This is a genomic window from Iodobacter fluviatilis (genome assembly GCF_004194535.1).
Classification (GTDB): domain Bacteria; phylum Pseudomonadota; class Gammaproteobacteria; order Burkholderiales; family Chitinibacteraceae; genus Iodobacter; species Iodobacter fluviatilis_A.
The window spans coordinates 116,735-133,682 of the sequence record NZ_CP025781.1 but is presented as its reverse complement, the minus strand read 5'-3'; the positions used below and the strand labels follow the sequence as shown (position 1 = coordinate 133,682).

16 protein-coding genes are annotated in these 16,948 nt (G+C 46.4%); 14 read left to right on the top strand and 2 right to left on the bottom strand.

The genetic code is table 11. The features are described 5' to 3' along the window. Nucleotides 1-27: 27 nt before the first annotated feature. The 3 genes from tssB to C1H71_RS00645 are packed head-to-tail and all read left to right on the top strand — an operon-like array spanning nt 28 to nt 2,564. Nucleotides 28-531 (top strand): type VI secretion system contractile sheath small subunit, encoded by a 504-nt coding sequence (gene tssB / locus C1H71_RS00655; protein ID WP_130104844.1) that lies wholly within the window; start codon nt 28-30, stop codon nt 529-531. Nucleotides 532-536: 5 nt separating this feature from the next. After that, on the top strand, nt 537-2,018 hold the full coding sequence (tssC, locus tag C1H71_RS00650; protein WP_130104843.1) for a type VI secretion system contractile sheath large subunit: 1,482 nt from the start codon (nt 537-539) through the stop codon (nt 2,016-2,018). 48 nt (nt 2,019-2,066) lie between these two features. Next, the gene (locus C1H71_RS00645) at nt 2,067-2,564 is read left to right on the top strand and encodes an Hcp family type VI secretion system effector (RefSeq protein ID WP_046350038.1); all 498 of its coding nucleotides are present in this window, start codon (nt 2,067-2,069) and stop codon (nt 2,562-2,564) included. A 12-nt stretch (nt 2,565-2,576) separates the two neighbouring features. Here C1H71_RS00645 and C1H71_RS20510 read toward each other — a convergent pair whose 3' ends face one another. Further along, the gene (locus tag C1H71_RS20510) at nt 2,577-2,879 is read right to left on the bottom strand and encodes a hypothetical protein (protein WP_188053470.1); all 303 of its coding nucleotides are present in this window, start codon (nt 2,877-2,879) and stop codon (nt 2,577-2,579) included. On the opposite strand from C1H71_RS20510, the gene C1H71_RS20505 reads away from it, so the two are divergent. The 11 genes from C1H71_RS20505 to C1H71_RS00590 all read left to right on the top strand — a co-directional run bounded on the left by C1H71_RS20505 (nt 2,869) and on the right by C1H71_RS00590 (nt 15,581). After that, entirely contained in the window at nt 2,869-3,123 is a 255-nt protein-coding gene (locus tag C1H71_RS20505) for an OmpA family protein (RefSeq protein WP_188053468.1), read from the top strand. The genes C1H71_RS20510 and C1H71_RS20505 overlap by 11 nt on opposite strands. A gap of 51 nt (nt 3,124-3,174) precedes the next feature. Then, nucleotides 3,175-6,045, top strand: a complete 2,871-nt coding sequence (locus C1H71_RS00635) for a type VI secretion system Vgr family protein (RefSeq protein WP_130104841.1) — start codon at nt 3,175-3,177, stop codon at nt 6,043-6,045. Further along, nucleotides 6,042-6,533: a hypothetical protein gene (locus tag C1H71_RS00630; RefSeq protein ID WP_130104840.1), complete on the top strand. Its 492-nt coding sequence runs from the start codon at nt 6,042-6,044 to the stop codon at nt 6,531-6,533. The genes C1H71_RS00635 and C1H71_RS00630 overlap by 4 nt, the downstream gene beginning before the upstream one ends. Next, complete coding sequence (locus tag C1H71_RS00625) at nt 6,530-8,374, top strand: LysM peptidoglycan-binding domain-containing protein (RefSeq protein ID WP_130104839.1); 1,845 nt, start codon at nt 6,530-6,532, stop codon at nt 8,372-8,374. Before C1H71_RS00630 ends, C1H71_RS00625 begins: the two co-directional genes overlap by 4 nt. Continuing rightward, a complete protein-coding gene (locus C1H71_RS00620) occupies nt 8,371-9,015 on the top strand; it encodes a hypothetical protein (protein WP_130104838.1) in 645 nt (214 codons plus the stop codon). Before C1H71_RS00625 ends, C1H71_RS00620 begins: the two co-directional genes overlap by 4 nt. Nucleotides 9,016-9,387: 372 nt before the next feature. Then, a complete protein-coding gene (locus C1H71_RS00615) occupies nt 9,388-10,053 on the top strand; it encodes a hypothetical protein (RefSeq protein ID WP_130104837.1) in 666 nt (221 codons plus the stop codon). Between the two features lie 239 nt (nt 10,054-10,292). After that, complete coding sequence (gene tssH, locus C1H71_RS00610; RefSeq protein ID WP_130104836.1) at nt 10,293-12,929, top strand: type VI secretion system ATPase TssH; 2,637 nt, start codon at nt 10,293-10,295, stop codon at nt 12,927-12,929. Between the two features lie 263 nt (nt 12,930-13,192). Then, nucleotides 13,193-14,245 carry a hypothetical protein gene (locus tag C1H71_RS00605; RefSeq protein WP_130104835.1) on the top strand — a complete coding sequence of 351 codons (1,053 nt, stop codon included), beginning with the start codon at nt 13,193-13,195 and terminating at the stop codon, nt 14,243-14,245. Next, complete coding sequence (locus C1H71_RS00600) at nt 14,242-14,646, top strand: hypothetical protein (RefSeq protein WP_188053466.1); 405 nt, start codon at nt 14,242-14,244, stop codon at nt 14,644-14,646. The genes C1H71_RS00605 and C1H71_RS00600 overlap by 4 nt, the downstream gene beginning before the upstream one ends. After that, complete coding sequence (locus C1H71_RS00595) at nt 14,643-14,906, top strand: PAAR domain-containing protein (protein WP_130104833.1); 264 nt, start codon at nt 14,643-14,645, stop codon at nt 14,904-14,906. The genes C1H71_RS00600 and C1H71_RS00595 overlap by 4 nt, the downstream gene beginning before the upstream one ends. Nucleotides 14,907-15,149: 243 nt before the next feature. Then, on the top strand, nt 15,150-15,581 hold the full coding sequence (locus C1H71_RS00590; RefSeq protein WP_188053464.1) for an OmpA family protein: 432 nt from the start codon (nt 15,150-15,152) through the stop codon (nt 15,579-15,581). Nucleotides 15,582-15,725: 144 nt separating this feature from the next. Here C1H71_RS00590 and tssA read toward each other — a convergent pair whose 3' ends face one another. Further along, nucleotides 15,726-16,811, bottom strand: a complete 1,086-nt coding sequence (gene tssA, locus C1H71_RS00585) for a type VI secretion system protein TssA (protein WP_130104831.1) — start codon at nt 16,809-16,811, stop codon at nt 15,726-15,728. Between the last annotated feature and the right edge of the window lie 137 nt (nt 16,812-16,948).

The window sequence follows — 16,948 nt, the reverse complement described above, 5'->3', positions numbered from 1 at the left end:
GTGTAATTCATTTATTTAGGAATGGCCATGGGCAAGGAAAGTACTCAGAAAAAACTATCGCGCGTTCGTCCTCCTCGCGTTCAGATTACTTATGACGTTGAAATTGGCGACGCAATTGAAAACAAAGAGCTGCCATTTGTATTGGGCGTAGTGGGCGATTACACCGGCAATACGCCGCAGGCCAAATTGAAAGAACGCAAGTTTATTCAAATTGACCGCGATAATTTTGACGATGTACTCAAAGGCATGGCACCTAGCCTTGCGATGAAAGTAAATAACAAATTACAAGATGACGATTCGCAAATGTCGGTGTCTTTGCAATTTGAGTCATTGGCTGATTTCGAGCCACAGAATGTGGTCAATCAGGTCGAGCCATTAAAAAAACTGCTAGATGCACGCAGAAGACTCTCTGATCTGCGTAATAAGGTAGTGGGTAATGACAAGCTGGAAGAACTGCTGGATGAAGTGGTTCGTGATACCGAAAAATTAAATCAAATTAGCCAGGCTAGACCAGCCTCTGCAGAGGAGTAATTGCTATGTCAGATCTACAGAAGCAGGAAGCTGGCGTTGCCGAGCATAGCGAGGCCAGTAGCCTACTTGACTCGATTATCGATAACAGCCGTATTGCAAGCAATGAGCAAGAAAAAGACCGCACTCGCGATCTAATCAGTGAGCTAGTTGATCAAGTGTTGGCAGGTACCGTCACTATCTCACGCGATTTAAGCGCCAGCATGGACGTGCGTATTGCTGAGATTGATGCACTGATTTCAGAGCAGCTGAACGAAATCATGCACCACGCTGATTTCCAGAAGCTGGAATCCTCATGGCGCGGCCTGAAGTATCTGACCGCAGAATCAGAAACCAGCACCATGCTCAAAATCAAAGTGCTGAATGCGTCTAAGAAAGACCTGCTAAAAGACTTTAAAGCGTCGGCAGAGTTTGACCAAAGCGCTTTGTTTAAGAAAATTTACGAAGAAGAATACGGCACCTTTGGTGGCGCGCCTTATGCGGGCTTGGTGGGTGACTTTGAATTTGGCCGCCATCCAGAAGACTTCTACCTGCTGGAAGAGCTATCTCATGTGGCCGCTGCCTCGCACGCGCCACTGATTACTTCCGCCGGTGCAGGTTTATTTGGCCTAGAAAGCTTTACCGATATCGGTAAGCCACGCGATCTGGCTAAGATTTTTGATACCGTTGAATACACTAAGTGGAAGGCATTCCGTGAGTCCGATGATTCGCGTTATGTAGGTATGGTATTGCCACACGTATTGGGCCGCCTGCCTTATGGCCGCGATACCGTGCCAGTTGAAGATTTTGATTTTGAAGAAAACGTGGATGGCACCGATCACAGCAAATATTTGTGGACCAATGCCTCTTACGCCTACGCTGCCCGCCTGACTGCGGCCTTTGCTGAATACGGCTGGTTGGCTGCGATTCGCGGTGTAGAGGGCGGTGGCTTGGTAGAAGGTTTGCCAGCACATACCTTTAAAACAGATGACGGCGAAGTGGCACTGAAATGCCCAACCGAAGTCGCCGTAACTGATCGTACTGAAAAGCTTTTGTCTGACTTAGGCTTTATCTCGCTGGTGCATTGCAAAAACACCGATTACGCGGCGTTTTTCAGTGGCCAGTCTTCACAAAAAGCGAAAAGTTACAACACTGATTCGGCTAATGCCAATGCGCGTTTATCGACTCAGCTGCCTTATATTTTCTCGGTTTCCCGTATTGCGCATTATATGAAATCGATTATGCGCGACAAAATTGGTAGCTTTGCTTCTCGTCAGAATGTGCAGGATTTCTTAAACACATGGCTTGCACAGTATGTGTTGCTTGATGATTCCGCCAGTCAAGAAGCCAAGGCGAAATACCCATTGCGTGAAGCGCGGGTAGATGTGGTTGAAGTACCTGGTAAACCAGGTGTTTACCGTGCCGCCGCGTTTTTGCGCCCACACTTTCAGCTCGATGAGCTAACTATTTCCTTGCGTCTAGTGGCTGAGCTACCTAAGCCAACCCGTTGATGCAGTGAAGCGTAGCAGTAAATTTTTTAATAAAAGGAGTTCTGAATTATGGCTTTTGATGCATTCTTGAAAATTGATGGTATTCCTGGCGAATCAACAGATGACAAGCATAAAGACTGGATTGAAATCCAATCTTTCTCACACAAAATTGAGCAGCCAGCTCAAGCGACTGCCAGCTCTGCCGGTGGTGCAACTGCTGAACGTGTAAACCACGCTCAGTACGTTATTACTCACTTCTTAGATAAAGCTAGCCCAAAGATTTACGAAGCTTGCTGCACGGGTAAGCACATCAAAGAAATCACTATCGAACTTTGCCGTTCAGGTGGCGATAAAGTGAAGTACATGGAAATCAAAATGGAACAAGTTTTGATTTCTAAAGCAGAGCCACATGGTTCCGCCCAAGACGAAGGTTTCCCAAGCGAATTGGTTAGCTTTAGCTACGGTAAAATCAAGTGGACTTATACTCAGCAAAAACGTACCGATGGCGCTGGTGGCGGTAATGTGAGCGCTGGTTGGGATCTGACAGCCAACAAAACGATTGCTTAAGTGATTTAACTATCACCATTCGGGTGATGAGCAATAAGTAGCAAACTGATCTGCTGCAAGGCAGATCAGTTGTTTTAAAAAAAGGGATTTAACAATGATACGTTCAGGATTTGTTTGTGCTGCATTACTGGTAATTGCTGCTGGTGTAACTGGATGCGCTGAAAATCCAAGTGCAGAAAGTGCCACGCCTGCGACAACTGCGTGGAAATCTGCTCCAGTAGCTGCCACTTCAACAGCAACTAAAGCTGCAGAAAGCGCCGCCGCACAAGTTGTTGCGGATCCGGGCTTCCTTAAGTTTGACAAAATGTCCGCCAAGCTGACACCTGAGCATGAGGCACAGCTTTTGAGCCTTTTGCCTAAATTAAAAGATGCTAAAGCGATTACATTACGTGGTTTTTGCTACAAGAAAGATATCGGTAATGCCAAGTCTGCCGCACTGGCGCGCGCTGTAAGTGTTGAGAAATTCCTTGTTAAACAAGGCGTCTCTAAAAAGAAACTGAGCCGTCGCTACAATACCGAAGATGCGGAACACGCTGTGCGCGTTGAATTCAGCAATTAATTTGCATTTTGTCATTCACTCGCTTGACCTGGACTGCTCATGATTTTCCCTATGCCTTTGTCACAAATACTGAGCAGCTTTGCCGCTGCGTTTAATCAGAATCAACGATTAATCTCTTTACAATTAGGCGATGGATCAGCATGGGGTGGGCAGCTTTTACCACAGCGGGTGCTTGGCTCGGAAGGAATTAGCCAAGCTTACCGCTATCAAATTGAGTGTTTATCTGCCGATACGGCCCTAGAGCTTAAGTCTCTATTGGGCCTGCCGCTGGTCTTATCGGTGGCCGATGCGTCTGGCAGTGAAATTGAGCGCTGCGGGGTGATTACCCAGGTGCAGCTGATTGGCTCAGATGGCGGTTTTGCCCGCTACGTGCTGATTGCAGAGCCACCCTTTGCACTACTGCGTTACCGCCGTACTTCACGTGTGTTTCAGGACATCAGTGTTCCCGATATCATCAAACAGGTTTTAAGCGAGCATCAGGCAAAAAGCTCGGTGTTTGCTGCCGTGCAGATGTTGGATTTCAAACTATCCGGCCCGCACGCACCACGCTCTTACTGCCTGCAGTATCGTGAATCTGATTTTGATTTTTTAGTGCGCTTAATGCATGAGGAAGGCTTGGCTTGGCGCTTTGAGCATCTATCAGGTGATTCACCACAGGTGCAGTTAGTGGTATTTGATGATGCTTACGCCTTGCCCGAAGCCAGCGAAATGCAAGTACGCTTTCATCGCGCTGACGCTACGGAGGAGTCAGATGCACTCACCGAATGGACTAGCCAGCGCCAAGTGGGCAGCGGCAGTGTATCGCTCGCCAGCTTTGATTACAAAGCAACTAACACCAGCCAAAGTTTTGAGACCAGCCGGATCGATCAGGGTGATGGCGGATCGCAACTGCAGGCCAGTCTAGAAGACTACGATCCACAGGCGCATTATTACGCCAGCGATGCAGAAGGCCTTAGCCACTATGCACAGCTGCGCCAGCAAGCACACGACAGTCAGAAGAAAACGTTTAACGGCTCTGGCACCTTGCGTGCCTTACAGGCAGGGCAATGGTTCCGGCTAGAAGAGCATCCCGCCCATGAGTGGGACAGCGCTGAGCAGCGGGAATTTGCCGTTACTGACCTAAAATTTACAGCTAACAATAATCTGCCTGCTGATTTAACGCAGCAGCTGCTACAGATAGCGCCCAGCTTACTAGGGGCTGCGGGTAATGCAAGTGCTAAGAGCGATGCCGCACCCTATCAAGTAGAATTTACCGCCCAAAGACGTGGCCAGCCGATTACACCTCATTTTGCTCATGCAGCACACAGCAAACCCAAAAGTCGCGGCGTACAAACCGCCACCGTGGTGGGCCCCCAAGGCAGCACTGCCGACTCTAGCCAGCAAGCAGAGGTGCATACGGATGAGCACGGCCGCATAAAAATAGAATTTCACTGGCAGCGTGCCGCAGAACACCCAGAATTTGGCGCAAACCTCGATGATAAATCATCTTGCTGGATACGTGTTGCTTATCCATCGGCAGGCGCAAGCTGGGGCCACCAGTTCATCCCACGCATCGGCCAGGAAGTTTTAGTCGATTTTATTGAAGGCGACATCGACCGCCCCATCATCACTGGCGTAGTCCACAACGGTAGTCATCCTGTGCCAGCATTTAGCGGTGCAGGTGCTTTGCCCGCCAACAAAACATTATCTGGCATCAAAACCAAAGAATTTGAGGGCGGCCAATACGGCGAGCTGTTGTTTGACGATACCAAGGATGAAGTGCGCACCAAGCTATCCAGCGAGCACGGTAAAACCCAGCTTAATCTTGGCTATCTGATCCACCCGCGCACCGATGGCAAAGGCGAAGCACGCGGCGAAGGCTTTGAATTACGCAGCGACAAACAAGGAGCCATTCGCGCCAGCGGCTTGCTGATCAGCACCGAAGCCAAAGGCGGCGCTAGCGGCAAGCAGCTAGACCACAGCCCCGCCCAAAGCCAGCTTGAATCAGCATTTTCACTGGCCCAAAGCCTAGGCGAAACGGCCACCAACCAGCTTGCTGACAGCATCGAAACCGGCGGCGAAGGCAAAACCGTTGAGGCGGATAATAGCGCAGGCAGCGCAGCCAGCTCTGGCCATCTTTACCACCACGTGCACGCCAGTAAAAGCCTTGAAGCGGGCAGCAATACGGATAAAGACGGCAAAACAAAATCTAAAGACCAAACCGGCCAGCAAAAAATTATCCTGCTGCACGGGGAAGACGGCGTAGCCATCACCAGCCCGCAAAGCCAGACGCACACCGCAGGCACTAACTTAGATTTGGTCGCCCAAAGAGACACCAACCAAACCTCTGGCCGCCGCTGGATTCACAACGTAGGCCAGCACATCAGCCTATTTGTGGCAGGGGTAAAAGATAAAGTCGCGCTGAAGATCATCGCAGCCAAAGGCAAAATCCAGCTGCAAGCCCAAAGCGACGATATTGAAATCACCGCTGATAAAAACGTTAAAATCACCGCCTGCAAAGAAAAAGCAGAAATCGCAGCAGGTAATGAACTGCTCTTTACATCCGGCGGCGGCTATATCCGGATAAAAGACGGCAATATAGAAATTCATTGCCCGGGGGAAGTGAGTATTAAGGGGGCTAGTCATGAGTTGAGTGGGGGGCAAAAAATAAATTTCCGTATGCCAGAGTTTAAGTCCTCGTACTCAGGAATATTTCAACTTAAGGATGATCAAGGCTCTGCTGTGGCTAATCAGCCTTATATGATGGAATTTCCAAATGGGAAACAAATATTTGGGCGAACAGATGGAGAGGGGTTAAGCATGCCAGCTCACACATCAGAATCATCAGAAGTAAAGTTCACACCAATATTTATGAATGAGTGGGATGAAGATGAAGTAAATCTTGATCGCATTGGGGCTAATTTTTACTGGGAAGAAGAATGAAACTTGCACCTTTAGCTTTTCTATTAATATCTTGTGGAATATCTGCGGCTAATTTGCCTTGGCAAACCAAATCAAGTTGTGGTGGGCAGGAAGTAATTTATTCAGTTAGTTGCAAAGCGGTTCAAGGAGATTTGAATGAGTGTGTTTCAAAATCACAGGCTTTAAAATATGGTAATGTGGTAATGAAGTTGCCTTTTTTTAGTGAAAAAGATTTAGTCAATTATCGTAAAGCAGGAACAATTGAGGATCTTTTTGTAAAGGATTGGTCATGTGTTAAATACGAAAATAAGCATTATTTAAGAATTTATTATATGACTTATGGTGGCCATGGCGATTTTGATGAAAAAATAGATTACTTTGCTGATGGTGCTGTAGTAGAACACATTGCTAACAATAAGAATATACTAACTACGCTTGAACGCAGTTATGTTGTAGATGTGAAAAAATATAGTTTAAATGAAATTAATGGAAGATTTTCGATAAAATGAGTAATCTATTTGAATTGTTGCGTTGTAAAAAAGGGGCAGCATACAGAGAAGATCAAATTGTTGATACTTCATATCTAAGTGTGTGCCCAAATATAGATAAACCAATAGGGGCTTTAGCTGGACACTCACGCATTGTTGGTGATGTTAGCTTTGAAGTACAAAAGCGTATTATTGAAAAAATCATTGAAATTGGTGTTCGCTATCAATTATCTTATCACGATATAGCAATGTTACTGTTAATAGCTAAAGTGGAGTCTGGACTTAATCCTGATGCAGCCGCTGGTACAACATCTGCTGCTGGAATATCTCAATATGTGAATGGATTGGCCAATGATGTTGCTAAGGGGAAAGATGCAAATAGGATACTTGGATTTCCTTTGGACCTTATTTTGCCAAGAGACCGCTTTGATGCTGAGAAAGGAATATTTGGATTATTTGTTTCATATATAGTTTGTAAAGAAAAAGCTGCTAAGTTTGATGCAAGTAAGGCAAGTGAATATGCCTATATTTTTCATCATGACGGTTGGTTTTCTAATTTACATAAAAAAGGGCCAGAAGCCCGCGATAGCTATAAGATATATTTAAAAAAAATAAAACCTTTACTGCCTAAAGTAGAGGCAGCACTTAAAGTTAATGCAGGGCTTCAGTTTGAGCTGAAAGACGCAGATGGTGCTTTTAAAGCTGGGCAGCCATATGTACTTGTGCTGCCAAAAAAAAACTCTAGCCAGCATCCAGGAGTGACTCAGAAAGCTGACACTGTTCGGGTAATTAAAGGCGTAACAGATGGTCAGGGTCGAACTAAGCCAGTTCAAATTAGTGGAATTGGTGAGATTGTTTTAGGGATACTTAGCCCTTTTATAATTAGTAAATTAAAAGGAAAGAATGAGATAGATCGCGCCGAGAAATACACAGTTAAACGGGGTGATTCATTAGACAAAATTGCTAAAGCGAATAATAGTTCGGTTGAAGCTATTGCGAAAGAAAATAGTATTAAAGACATTAATAAAGTATTGGTTGGACAGGAATTAGTCTTGCCTGCTCGTCCTGTTAGTCGAAAACCAGATCAAAGTTTGATAGCGGATGTACTTTGTGCGTTAGGGCTTGATTATGCTGATGAACATGCACTTGAATATGTTCGTAGTCATGTAGTGCAACCTAAAGGGGGAGTTGTTCAAGCTAATGCAATTGCTCCAATTACCGCGCTCAAGAAGACAGTAAAGCCAGCGACCCCAAAGCCACAACCAAAAGAAACGCAAACATCGAAAGAAAAGCCTATTCCTAAGGTTGTTCCTGTTATTCGTACGAATGGTAAGGTAGTAGTTGAAATACTCCCTGATGTACTAAAACCTGAGCTGATCTCTGAACATACAAAGAGTTTATTACAACAAATTGGAGATGAACTTGGAATTAATAAATTAAATATAACGAGTGGATTACGCCCTCCTAAGCGTCAAGCTAGTACTATGTATGACAATATTAAACAAAAAGGAGTTGCTTCACAGAAAGATATGTACGCTGCTACTGGTGATGCGATCGTTAATGTTTATGTCCGGTTGAATGCTGCGGGTATGTCAAAAGGTGAGATCTTAGCTGCTATGGAGGCAGAGATAATTAGCTTAAGTGAAAAAGGCCTGCGTGTTTCCAAGCATTGTGTTTCTGAGGCTCAATATAAAAAATTAAACGTTATTGATGTTTCTCCCCGTACTATTCCACAGTCTTTGCATAAAGCGATGAAGACTAAGTTAGTAAATTTGAAAGCCCAAGGATTATTAGAGAAATTTATTATTCCGGGGGAAGTAAAAGGCGAGCCTGCCTACCATTTAGAGATCCCACAGCCATGATATTTAAATATACAAAAATCCATCTAGTTGCATGTAGTGCTCTGTTGTTGTCCGTTACTTTTTTTGCTGAAGCTGCATGTGGGCCAATTGCTGATGGTGTTTATGTCACTGATAATAATGCAAGTGTAATAGGCAAAGATGGCAATTATGCTAATGTACTTGAAAGCTTGAAAAAATCAGATTCAAAATGGGCAGCAACAACTTTGGGGTTTTCTGTTGCTTTTATGAAAAAAAATGACCAAGTGATTTTTAGCAGAACTATTGGTAATGGGCTTGATGATCAATATGAGACTTTGTCTATAAGGGCAGAATCCTCTTATTCTGCTGCTTGTAATGCAAATGGTGGCTGGACTTTGCTAACAACACAATACTATCCAGATTATATTAATTTTTTTGGAAAACCTCGCGGAAAAGCGAGAAAATTATCTGAGCCTATTCGTGTAAATCTTACCTTGCAGCCTGTTGAAGTAAATACATTACGAATTATTGCTTGTAAATCAGAAGTCCAAGAAGGTGGCCGATGGCGTGCATATAGTGAATATGATTCTGTCGATTTATGTACTAATTTGAAAATGAGGAAATTATTTAATATTCGCCCTGATGTGATTGGTCGAAAAGAGTGGAAAGGGGCATTTGATTAATAGTTGAATAAATTAAAATATATTTGTTCGGGAAGAAATAAATAGTCGTGTAGGGCGGGTATTGAACCGCCCAGAGTTGTCGATAGTTTAAGCATATTCGTATTGTGTTCTCTGGGCTTCGTAACTGAAAAACAACCTATGGGGTCAGGTCTTAAATTTGACATTAAGCAATCAATTTAATCAGCATTTAAAATCACTGTAAATTTTATCTCATGTAAAATGTAAGACCTGCCCACATGCTTTTGAAGGCTAAGGAATATATTGCGAGCATAGTTAAATGAAAGGTTTGTTAAATAATGTAAAACCATTTTTTCTATTCTTATAGTAGTGGTTTTATATCAAGCATTTTGTATTGTTGGTGGAGTTGCAATATTGCATAAATATACAGGAGAAACGCCCGAATTTAGTGGGTTTTTTTTAGTTGTTTTATTTTTTTTAGTTTGTATTTTTGGACTGGCTTATATTTACTTTTGGATGAAGCGTGAAACTGGTGCTTTTAATATATATATTTTAAAGGCCCTTTCTGGAGTGGCATTGATTTGTCCTTTTCTTACTCTCGCAAGTCCTGCTATTTATACGTACTCGTCAGGTACGAGTATTGGTCTTATGTTGCGAATAACGTGCGGTATTTTTTTGTTTTTTGGTGTACTAAGAGCGGCTTATTTTTTTATAAAGAATAATGAAAAATTTGTTCAAATAACAATGGACAACACATACAATAAGTCATTATTGCAGGAAGGAGACTTACTTTCTTTAATTCCCGATAAATATATAATATATCTTAAGCCTGTGACAATTCTGGGGCCTGTTGGTATTGTTTTAATGTTGGCAGGGCTTAACTTAAGGAATATTTATCCGGTTTTTTCTGCGCTATCAATTGTGTTTACCGTTTTTTTATTGATTATTTTTTTATTTGATCGATGTTTAATGATGATTGGTCTTGCTTTTGTAATTAAACAAGCACAATTACAAGCGGGAGTAGTATTGTTTTTTGATGAAAAAAAGAAAAATGTATCAAAACGAAGGGCTAAAAAATAAATTAAGGCCGACCACGAAATATTATTTATAAAGGCGGTATGGTAAAGGGCTTAATTAATCAATATGTCAAATCTAGAGTGGTTTACAGGGGCCGGTCTTACATTTGACATGAAGTAATTAATTTAACCAGCCTTGCAAACTACTATAAATTTTATCTTATGCAAAAATTTTACCTATAGTTTTACTAAAAAACTTTCTGTAGCGTTTGAGTAACCCAATTACCTTCCGGAACCCATCCCATGTCTACCCCCCTTAAAGCTCTTATCTCCCGTCTTACCCCTACAGCCCGCCGTGCGGTGGAGGAGGCGGCTAGTCGTGCTTTGTCGCGCACTCATTTTGAGATTGAAATTGAACACGTTGTGCTGGCGATTTTGGCTCAGGACGATAATGCGGGGGTGGCGGCTTTGCATTCCTTGGGTTTGAGCCTCGATCAGCTGGAAAAAGAGCTGGATGCGGCGCTAGATCGTTTTCGCACGGGCAATACGCGCAATCCGGTGTTGTCTACTTGGCTGCCAAAGTGGCTAGAAAAAGCATGGATGTTGGCGAGTGTAGAGCTGGGGCAGGATTCGGTTTCTACTTTGGATTTGCTGCTGGCGCTGGTGCAGGATGATGCTTTGCGCGCCACCTTACAGGGCAGCTCGGCCACGCTGGCTAAGATGGATGGCAAGCGCGCTTTGCAGGGCTATGTGGCTTTGCGCCAGCATGGTAATGAAGCGGCGACCAATTCAGAGAACCTGCCTTCTGATGAAGCGCCGGATATGAATCTGGATCAGCCTGCGCCGCGCCGTGGCAGCCCAGGGCTGGATAAATATACGATTGATCTCACTGCACAAGCGCGTTTAGGCAAGATTGATCCGGTGCTGGGGCGCGAAACAGAAATCCGCCAGATGATCGATATTTTGCAACGCCGCCGCCAGAACAACCCAATTTTAACCGGCGAGCCGGGCGTGGGTAAAACCGCCGTGGTAGAAGGCTTGGCGCTTAAAATAGTGAGTGGCGAAGTGCCGCCAGTGCTGAGTGGCGTAACTTTACGCACCTTGGATTTGGGCCTGCTGCAAGCGGGTGCCTCGGTTAAAGGCGAGTTTGAAAATCGCTTGCGCCAGGTGATTGATGAAGTTAAAGCCAGCCCTGTGCCAATTATTTTGTTCATTGATGAAGCGCACACGCTGATTGGTGCGGGCGGTGCAGCGGGGCAAAATGATGCGGCTAATCTATTAAAGCCTGCTTTGGCGCGCGGCGAATTGCGTACGATTGCGGCGACCACATGGGCTGAATATAAAAAGTATTTTGAAAAAGACGCCGCGCTGGCGCGACGTTTTCAAGTGGTTAAAGTGGACGAGCCAGCGCCAGACATTGCGGTGCAAATGGTGCGCGGCCTGACCGATGCGATGGCTAAGCATCATGAAGTGGTGATTATGAATGAGGCGGTAGTGGCCGCGGTGCATCTATCCAGCCGCTATATCACTGGCCGCCAGCTTCCAGATAAGGCGATCAGCGTGCTCGATACCGCCTGCGCCCGCGTGGCCTTATCGCGCTCTGGCCGCCCTGCACCGATCGAAAATGTGGAAGTGCTGATCGCCAATATTGAGCGCGAAATCAAGGCGCTGCAAATAGAAGAAGGCCATGCCGAAAGGATTGCCGAGCTGACTGGCCAGCGTGAAATCTTAGAAGGCGATTTACAGCAGTTGCAAGCCGCATGGGCGGTGCAGCAGCAGGTGATTATTGAAATTGAAGCACTAAAAGTTCAGTCTGCTGACGCAAAGCCTGCCAAGGGCAAGAAGATTAGCCCGCTGCAAGCCAAGCGCACCGAGCTGCGCGAGCTGCAAAAGCAGCATCAGCTGGCTTACGAATGCGTGGATGAAAGCGTGATTGCCGATGTGATTTCTGGCTGGACGGGTATCCCGCTGGGCCGCATGGTGAGCAATGAATTGGTACAGGTGCAAAAGCTGGCGAGCTTGCTGGCAGAAAGGGTGATTGGTCAGGATCATGCCTTGGAGCAAATTGCCGAGCGCGTGCAGATTGCTAAGGCCAATCTGGATGATCCAAGCAAGCCTAAGGGCGTGTTTATGCTGGTTGGCCCTTCTGGTGTGGGTAAAACTGAAACTGCGCTGGCGCTGGCTGAATCCTTATACGGCGGCGAGCGTAATCTGATTACGATTAATATGTCAGAATACCAAGAGGCGCATAGTGTGTCGGGTCTAAAAGGCTCACCTCCGGGTTATGTGGGGTATGGCGAAGGCGGCGTGCTGACAGAAGCTGTGCGCCGTAAGCCTTATTCGGTGGTGTTGCTGGATGAAGTCGAAAAAGCCCACCCCGATGTGATGGAGCTGTTTTTTCAAGTGTTTGATAAGGGCCTGCTGGAAGATAGCGAAGGGCGCGAAGTCGATTTTAAAAATACCATTATTCTGCTGACATCTAATACGGGTACCGATCTGCTGATGCGCGCATGCGAGCATGGCGTAACGGTTGAAGATGTAACACGTGATCCAACGGCGGATGATCTGATTGAAATTCTGCGCCCAACCTTACAAAAAGCCTTTAAACCGGCGTTTCTGGGCCGCCTGACCATCGTGCCTTACTTCCCGATTTCGGATGAAGTATTGCGTAAGATTGTGGCGCTGAAGCTTGCAAAAATCGCCCGCCGTATCGCGCAAAACCACGGTGCAGTGCTGGAATATCCGAGCGAGCTGGTTGAATCAATTGCCAACCGCTGCATGGATGTAGATAGCGGCGCGCGCGATGCAGATGCTATTTTGGTTCGCACCGTGCTGGCGCAAATATCGGCTGATTTGTTGGCTAGAATGGCCAGCGGTAAGCCAGTGAAAAAAATAGCGCTAACGCTTAAGAATGATGAGATTAAAGTGAAAATTAGTTAGAGCTCATTGGCGTTTGATTCACAATTGCGCTCAACGCTTCGGGTTGGTGGTATTTTGGGGGCCGCATAAGGGTGAAAGACGCTTGGGGAGGCTTATACCACCTTGCATCTTTTGCCTTATTTAGCCCCAAAGCATGCAGGCCATGCCGCCGTGAATCAAATGCCAATAGACTCTTGTTTTTATCCATGAAATAGACGTGAGTGTATTTTGTGGATGACGCATACAGTAATCTTGCGACATCACATCTAGTTAAGGAATTTAATATGTTGGGAACAATGGGTCTGTTTGGCGGGCTCTTTGCGGGTTGGTGGCTACTGTTGTGGTGGGGCTTACCGATTAGCTTTCAAAAAATGAGCCCAACAGCCATGTTGCTTACCCATCTGGCCCCGCCTGTAATTTTGGGGGTGGCATGGCGCATCTGGCAAAAAGTGCGGGAATCACGGATTGTTCAAGTGCAAGCCGCAGGGCAAGAGGCCGCAGAGGCAGATCGTATTGCTCAGCGTGAGGCGGCGCGGCAGCAGCATTATGCTGCTTTAACAGAGCGGCAGATTAAAGTGCAGTGCCGTGGTGTGTGGGGCCAAGCATTGCCGGTTAATGATAATCCCGCATGGTTGGAGGAGCTGCCGGATGGCGCTTACTGGACAGCACTGGAGCGCGATGAGTTAGCAGAAAGTGGTGAGGACGATGTATTTGGCTCCTTACAGCTGGTTGTGCAGCAGGTGTTGGGTGAAGTTTATCTCTCTGCGTCGGGAGCCGCATGGTTGCCGCATTATTTTGAGGTTAACCCGCAAAGCGAAGGGAGAGAGCAGCTGGCAATGCTAAAGCAAGCGCAGTTGCAAGCCATGAATGCCCAAGACCATGCCGTTTTACCTGAGGCAGAGCCAAAGTTCTTTCCTGGTTCTGGTGCGCTAATGAGCAGGGTGCAGCAGTTGTTTCAGCAGGATTCTGGTCTACCGGGTGTGGTGATTTACGCGGCAGATGCTCCGTTTTTAGTGCGTGGGATTCCAGATGGCGAATGGGATGAGTTAAAGCAGCAAGATGAGCCGCAAAACACATTGCAGGGCAAGCCTGGTTATGCCGCAGTGGCGATGGTGTTTTTGAGAGAAAACCTGCCCAAACCAGTGCAGCTGCCCCCCAAGAAAAAGGTGAGGGCGATACTTACACGCCTTACTGGGAAAAACAGCAGCAGTATGGTGATGAGCGCTGGGGGCGTGTGCCGCTACAGTGGCAAGATTCGCTGGTGCAACTGCCGATACTGGCCGAGTTACGCTTGTCTGAGCAGGCCACCATCGAGCAAAAGCAATTGTTGCCCATGACTCGGCAAATTCATGCCCTGTTTGATAATGCTTTAGTCAATGCAAGCTTACGTGATTATCCCTTTAGTAATGAAGATAAAGATGAGGCAAAAGATCAAGCAGAAAGCATCACTTGGCTAGTGCATAACTGCGGTGATCTGGGGGTGAGCGGCACGCGGTTGGCTGCGGTGTCTTCGGCGCTACAACAGTACGCCGTGCCTTTGAATGCCATTGATGACGCCAGTAATTGCGTGCGTGAATGGGGTGATGTGGGCTCGGCGCGCTCCATTTTGCAAACGGCTATTGCGGTGATTCACAGCGCTAGGTTGGAAGCCCCAGCTGTGTTGGTGGAGTTTGAACGGCTTAATGAAACTGAACATTTTAGTGTGGCCATTATTCGGCCACAGGAGCAGGCAGCATGAAACGCGTGATTCGTATCGGCGATCAAAGTAGCCATGGCGGTGTGGTGATTAGCGGAGCATCTAAAACGATGTTGTTTGGTAAGGCTGTGGCCTTGCTGGGGGATCAAGTCAGCTGCCCGATCAAAGGTCATGGCGTCTGCCCAATTGTGGAAGGTGATCCTAATTGGCTGGTTGATGGTAAACCTGTGGCTTTAGAAGGCCACATAACCTCTTGCGGCGCGGCGTTAATTTCATCGATGCCTGAGCTGGGTAAGGGTTAAGTTTTTTTGCATCAAGTTGCTTAGTCTTAGTGGGGTTGGCACCTATTTTATTTTATTTTATGGTTATTTTCAGCTAAGTGTCGGCGCTTTAACTGCGGTAAAATAATTCCGGTGTCTTTTACTTACTTTTATTCTAGGGCATGTGCTAGTCATAACCTTCCGTTTTGCGCGCGCAGGTATGGCTATGGGCAATGCAGGATGACGATAGGGCAGCTTTGTTGCGTTAAAAAAAGGATTTTATCGATGAAATATTCAGGTTTATTGTTAAGTGCGTCAGTTTTACTGGCTGTGGGAGTGATGAGCGGATGTGCCACAGATCAGGCAGCTCAGGTGGAGAATGCTTCTGCTACATCGTGGGTTAAGCAGCCTGTATCTGTAACAATTGCTCTGGGTAAGCCTTATACGCTGCAGTTTGACAAAATGGCAGCAAAATTAACCCCGCAGCAAGAAGAAATACTGACTAGCTTAGCGCTGCAAATGAAAGATGCTAAATCCATTATTTTGCGTGGCTATTGTAATAAAAGAGATATTGGCAATGCGAAGGATTCGGCTTTAGCGCGTGCAGTGAATGTGCAGAAATTCTTAGTAAGCCAAGGTATTGCAGATCAGAAAATGAGCTTGCGCTATAACACCGATGATGCAGAGCATGCAGTAGAGCTTGAACTTGGTAATTGATTTTAATCTGCTTTAGAAACTAGATTCTAACGAGGTGGCAGGCCGTACTTGCTGTACAGCTTGCCACCTCGTTCGTTTGGCTATTTAGCAGATGGGCAGATTGCGTGGCTGCGTAGTGGAGATTGGAGCTTAAATGTGGCTAAATCAGTCGCGTTTAATATCCAGCAATTCATTGAGCTGCCCGAGCGTTGCGTCATCTTTGATCACCGCACCCAGCCATTCTTCTAAGCTCATTTCGGCCCATTTAGCGGCGCGCTCTGCAAGCAGGGCGACGGGGCTATGCGGCTCGTTTTGGCGGAAATAACGTGCCACTTCCACGAGCTGACGAACGGCATCCTCTCGGCTTTGTAGCGGGCCTTGCCTAACTGTGGTGGCTGGGGCCGCTGGTGTGCTGGTATGGGCGTAGTTTGGAGTGCTGGCTGGCATAGCGGCATGCTCGGTATGGATGACGGGGGCAGATGGCTCGCCCCATTGTTGGCGTAAACGGCCAACAACTTCAAGGCAGGCATTCAGTGCATTGCGGCATTCGGCAAAATTAGGTGAGGCGTGGCCAAAACGCTCTTCAATACGGGCGTCGAGTGTTTGATAAATTTGCTGGGTATGTTCCAGCTGCTGGTGCAGTTGTTTAAACCAGCTGGCTCCGCTGGCATTCACACTTTTATCAAAGATTTCGCCTGCCAGTTTGCCCTCTGCAATGGCGGCTTCTTTGGCTTGAGAGTCTTTTAGGCCGATATTGTCAACTTCGCGAGATTCTTGCCATTGTTGCCAGTTATAGCCGCCATGTCGAGGGTCGGTTAGTGCTACTTCGCGCAGCGCCATGCCCATCTGGTTGTTAAACCATTCAAGCTTGCCCACTCGCTCATCCAAGTCATGTGCGTCATACTCAGGGTAGCCAGTTTCCCAGTATTGCTCTAGCAGGCCATCAAGCAGGAGCAGAGCAAGTTGTGCGCCGCTAAAGCCATTGGTTTTAACCAGTGCTTCTCCATACCAAACGGCGAGTTGCAGATCTTTACTTTGTTTGCTAATAGCTTGCTTGCATAGCTGAGTCACTTTGCTCCAGTCGGCGGTTTTGAGCTGCTGAGCCCAGTCCCCTTGAGAAAGACCGGGATCATCGGCACGGCGTGCTTCGCGAATCTGGTCAAATAGGATTGAGTAGCCTAAGTCTTCACCGGCAGGCTGATCTGCAGAAATAGGGGCTAGTAAAGTGGCCAATTGTTCGTTAATAGTCATTGTTTCAAAAGCTCTCGTCAAAAATCAGGGTATAGGGCTAATTTACTATGCTTGTATAAGTAGTAATATCTATATGGAAGTAAGGAGAATAATTGCTTTCAATCTTACTCAGTATTGGCCGATAATGTCTGCTTTTA

Excerpts from the sequence above, each read along its gene's own strand:
- tssB (WP_130104844.1), top strand. The coding sequence starts at position 28 with ATGGGCAAGGAAAGTACTCAGAAAAAACTATCGCGCGTTCGTCCTCCT.
- tssC (WP_130104843.1), top strand. The coding sequence starts at position 537 with ATGTCAGATCTACAGAAGCAGGAAGCTGGCGTTGCCGAGCATAGCGAG.
- C1H71_RS00645 (WP_046350038.1), top strand. The coding sequence starts at position 2,067 with ATGGCTTTTGATGCATTCTTGAAAATTGATGGTATTCCTGGCGAATCA.
- C1H71_RS20505 (WP_188053468.1), top strand. The coding sequence starts at position 2,869 with ATGTCCGCCAAGCTGACACCTGAGCATGAGGCACAGCTTTTGAGCCTT.
- C1H71_RS00635 (WP_130104841.1), top strand. The coding sequence starts at position 3,175 with ATGCCTTTGTCACAAATACTGAGCAGCTTTGCCGCTGCGTTTAATCAG.
- C1H71_RS00630 (WP_130104840.1), top strand. The coding sequence starts at position 6,042 with ATGAAACTTGCACCTTTAGCTTTTCTATTAATATCTTGTGGAATATCT.
- C1H71_RS00625 (WP_130104839.1), top strand. The coding sequence starts at position 6,530 with ATGAGTAATCTATTTGAATTGTTGCGTTGTAAAAAAGGGGCAGCATAC.
- C1H71_RS00620 (WP_130104838.1), top strand. The coding sequence starts at position 8,371 with ATGATATTTAAATATACAAAAATCCATCTAGTTGCATGTAGTGCTCTG.
- tssH (WP_130104836.1), top strand. The coding sequence starts at position 10,293 with ATGTCTACCCCCCTTAAAGCTCTTATCTCCCGTCTTACCCCTACAGCC.
- C1H71_RS00605 (WP_130104835.1), top strand. The coding sequence starts at position 13,193 with ATGTTGGGAACAATGGGTCTGTTTGGCGGGCTCTTTGCGGGTTGGTGG.
- C1H71_RS00600 (WP_188053466.1), top strand. The coding sequence starts at position 14,242 with ATGACTCGGCAAATTCATGCCCTGTTTGATAATGCTTTAGTCAATGCA.
- C1H71_RS00595 (WP_130104833.1), top strand. The coding sequence starts at position 14,643 with ATGAAACGCGTGATTCGTATCGGCGATCAAAGTAGCCATGGCGGTGTG.
- C1H71_RS00590 (WP_188053464.1), top strand. The coding sequence starts at position 15,150 with ATGAAATATTCAGGTTTATTGTTAAGTGCGTCAGTTTTACTGGCTGTG.
- tssA (WP_130104831.1), bottom strand. The coding sequence starts at position 16,811 with ATGACTATTAACGAACAATTGGCCACTTTACTAGCCCCTATTTCTGCA.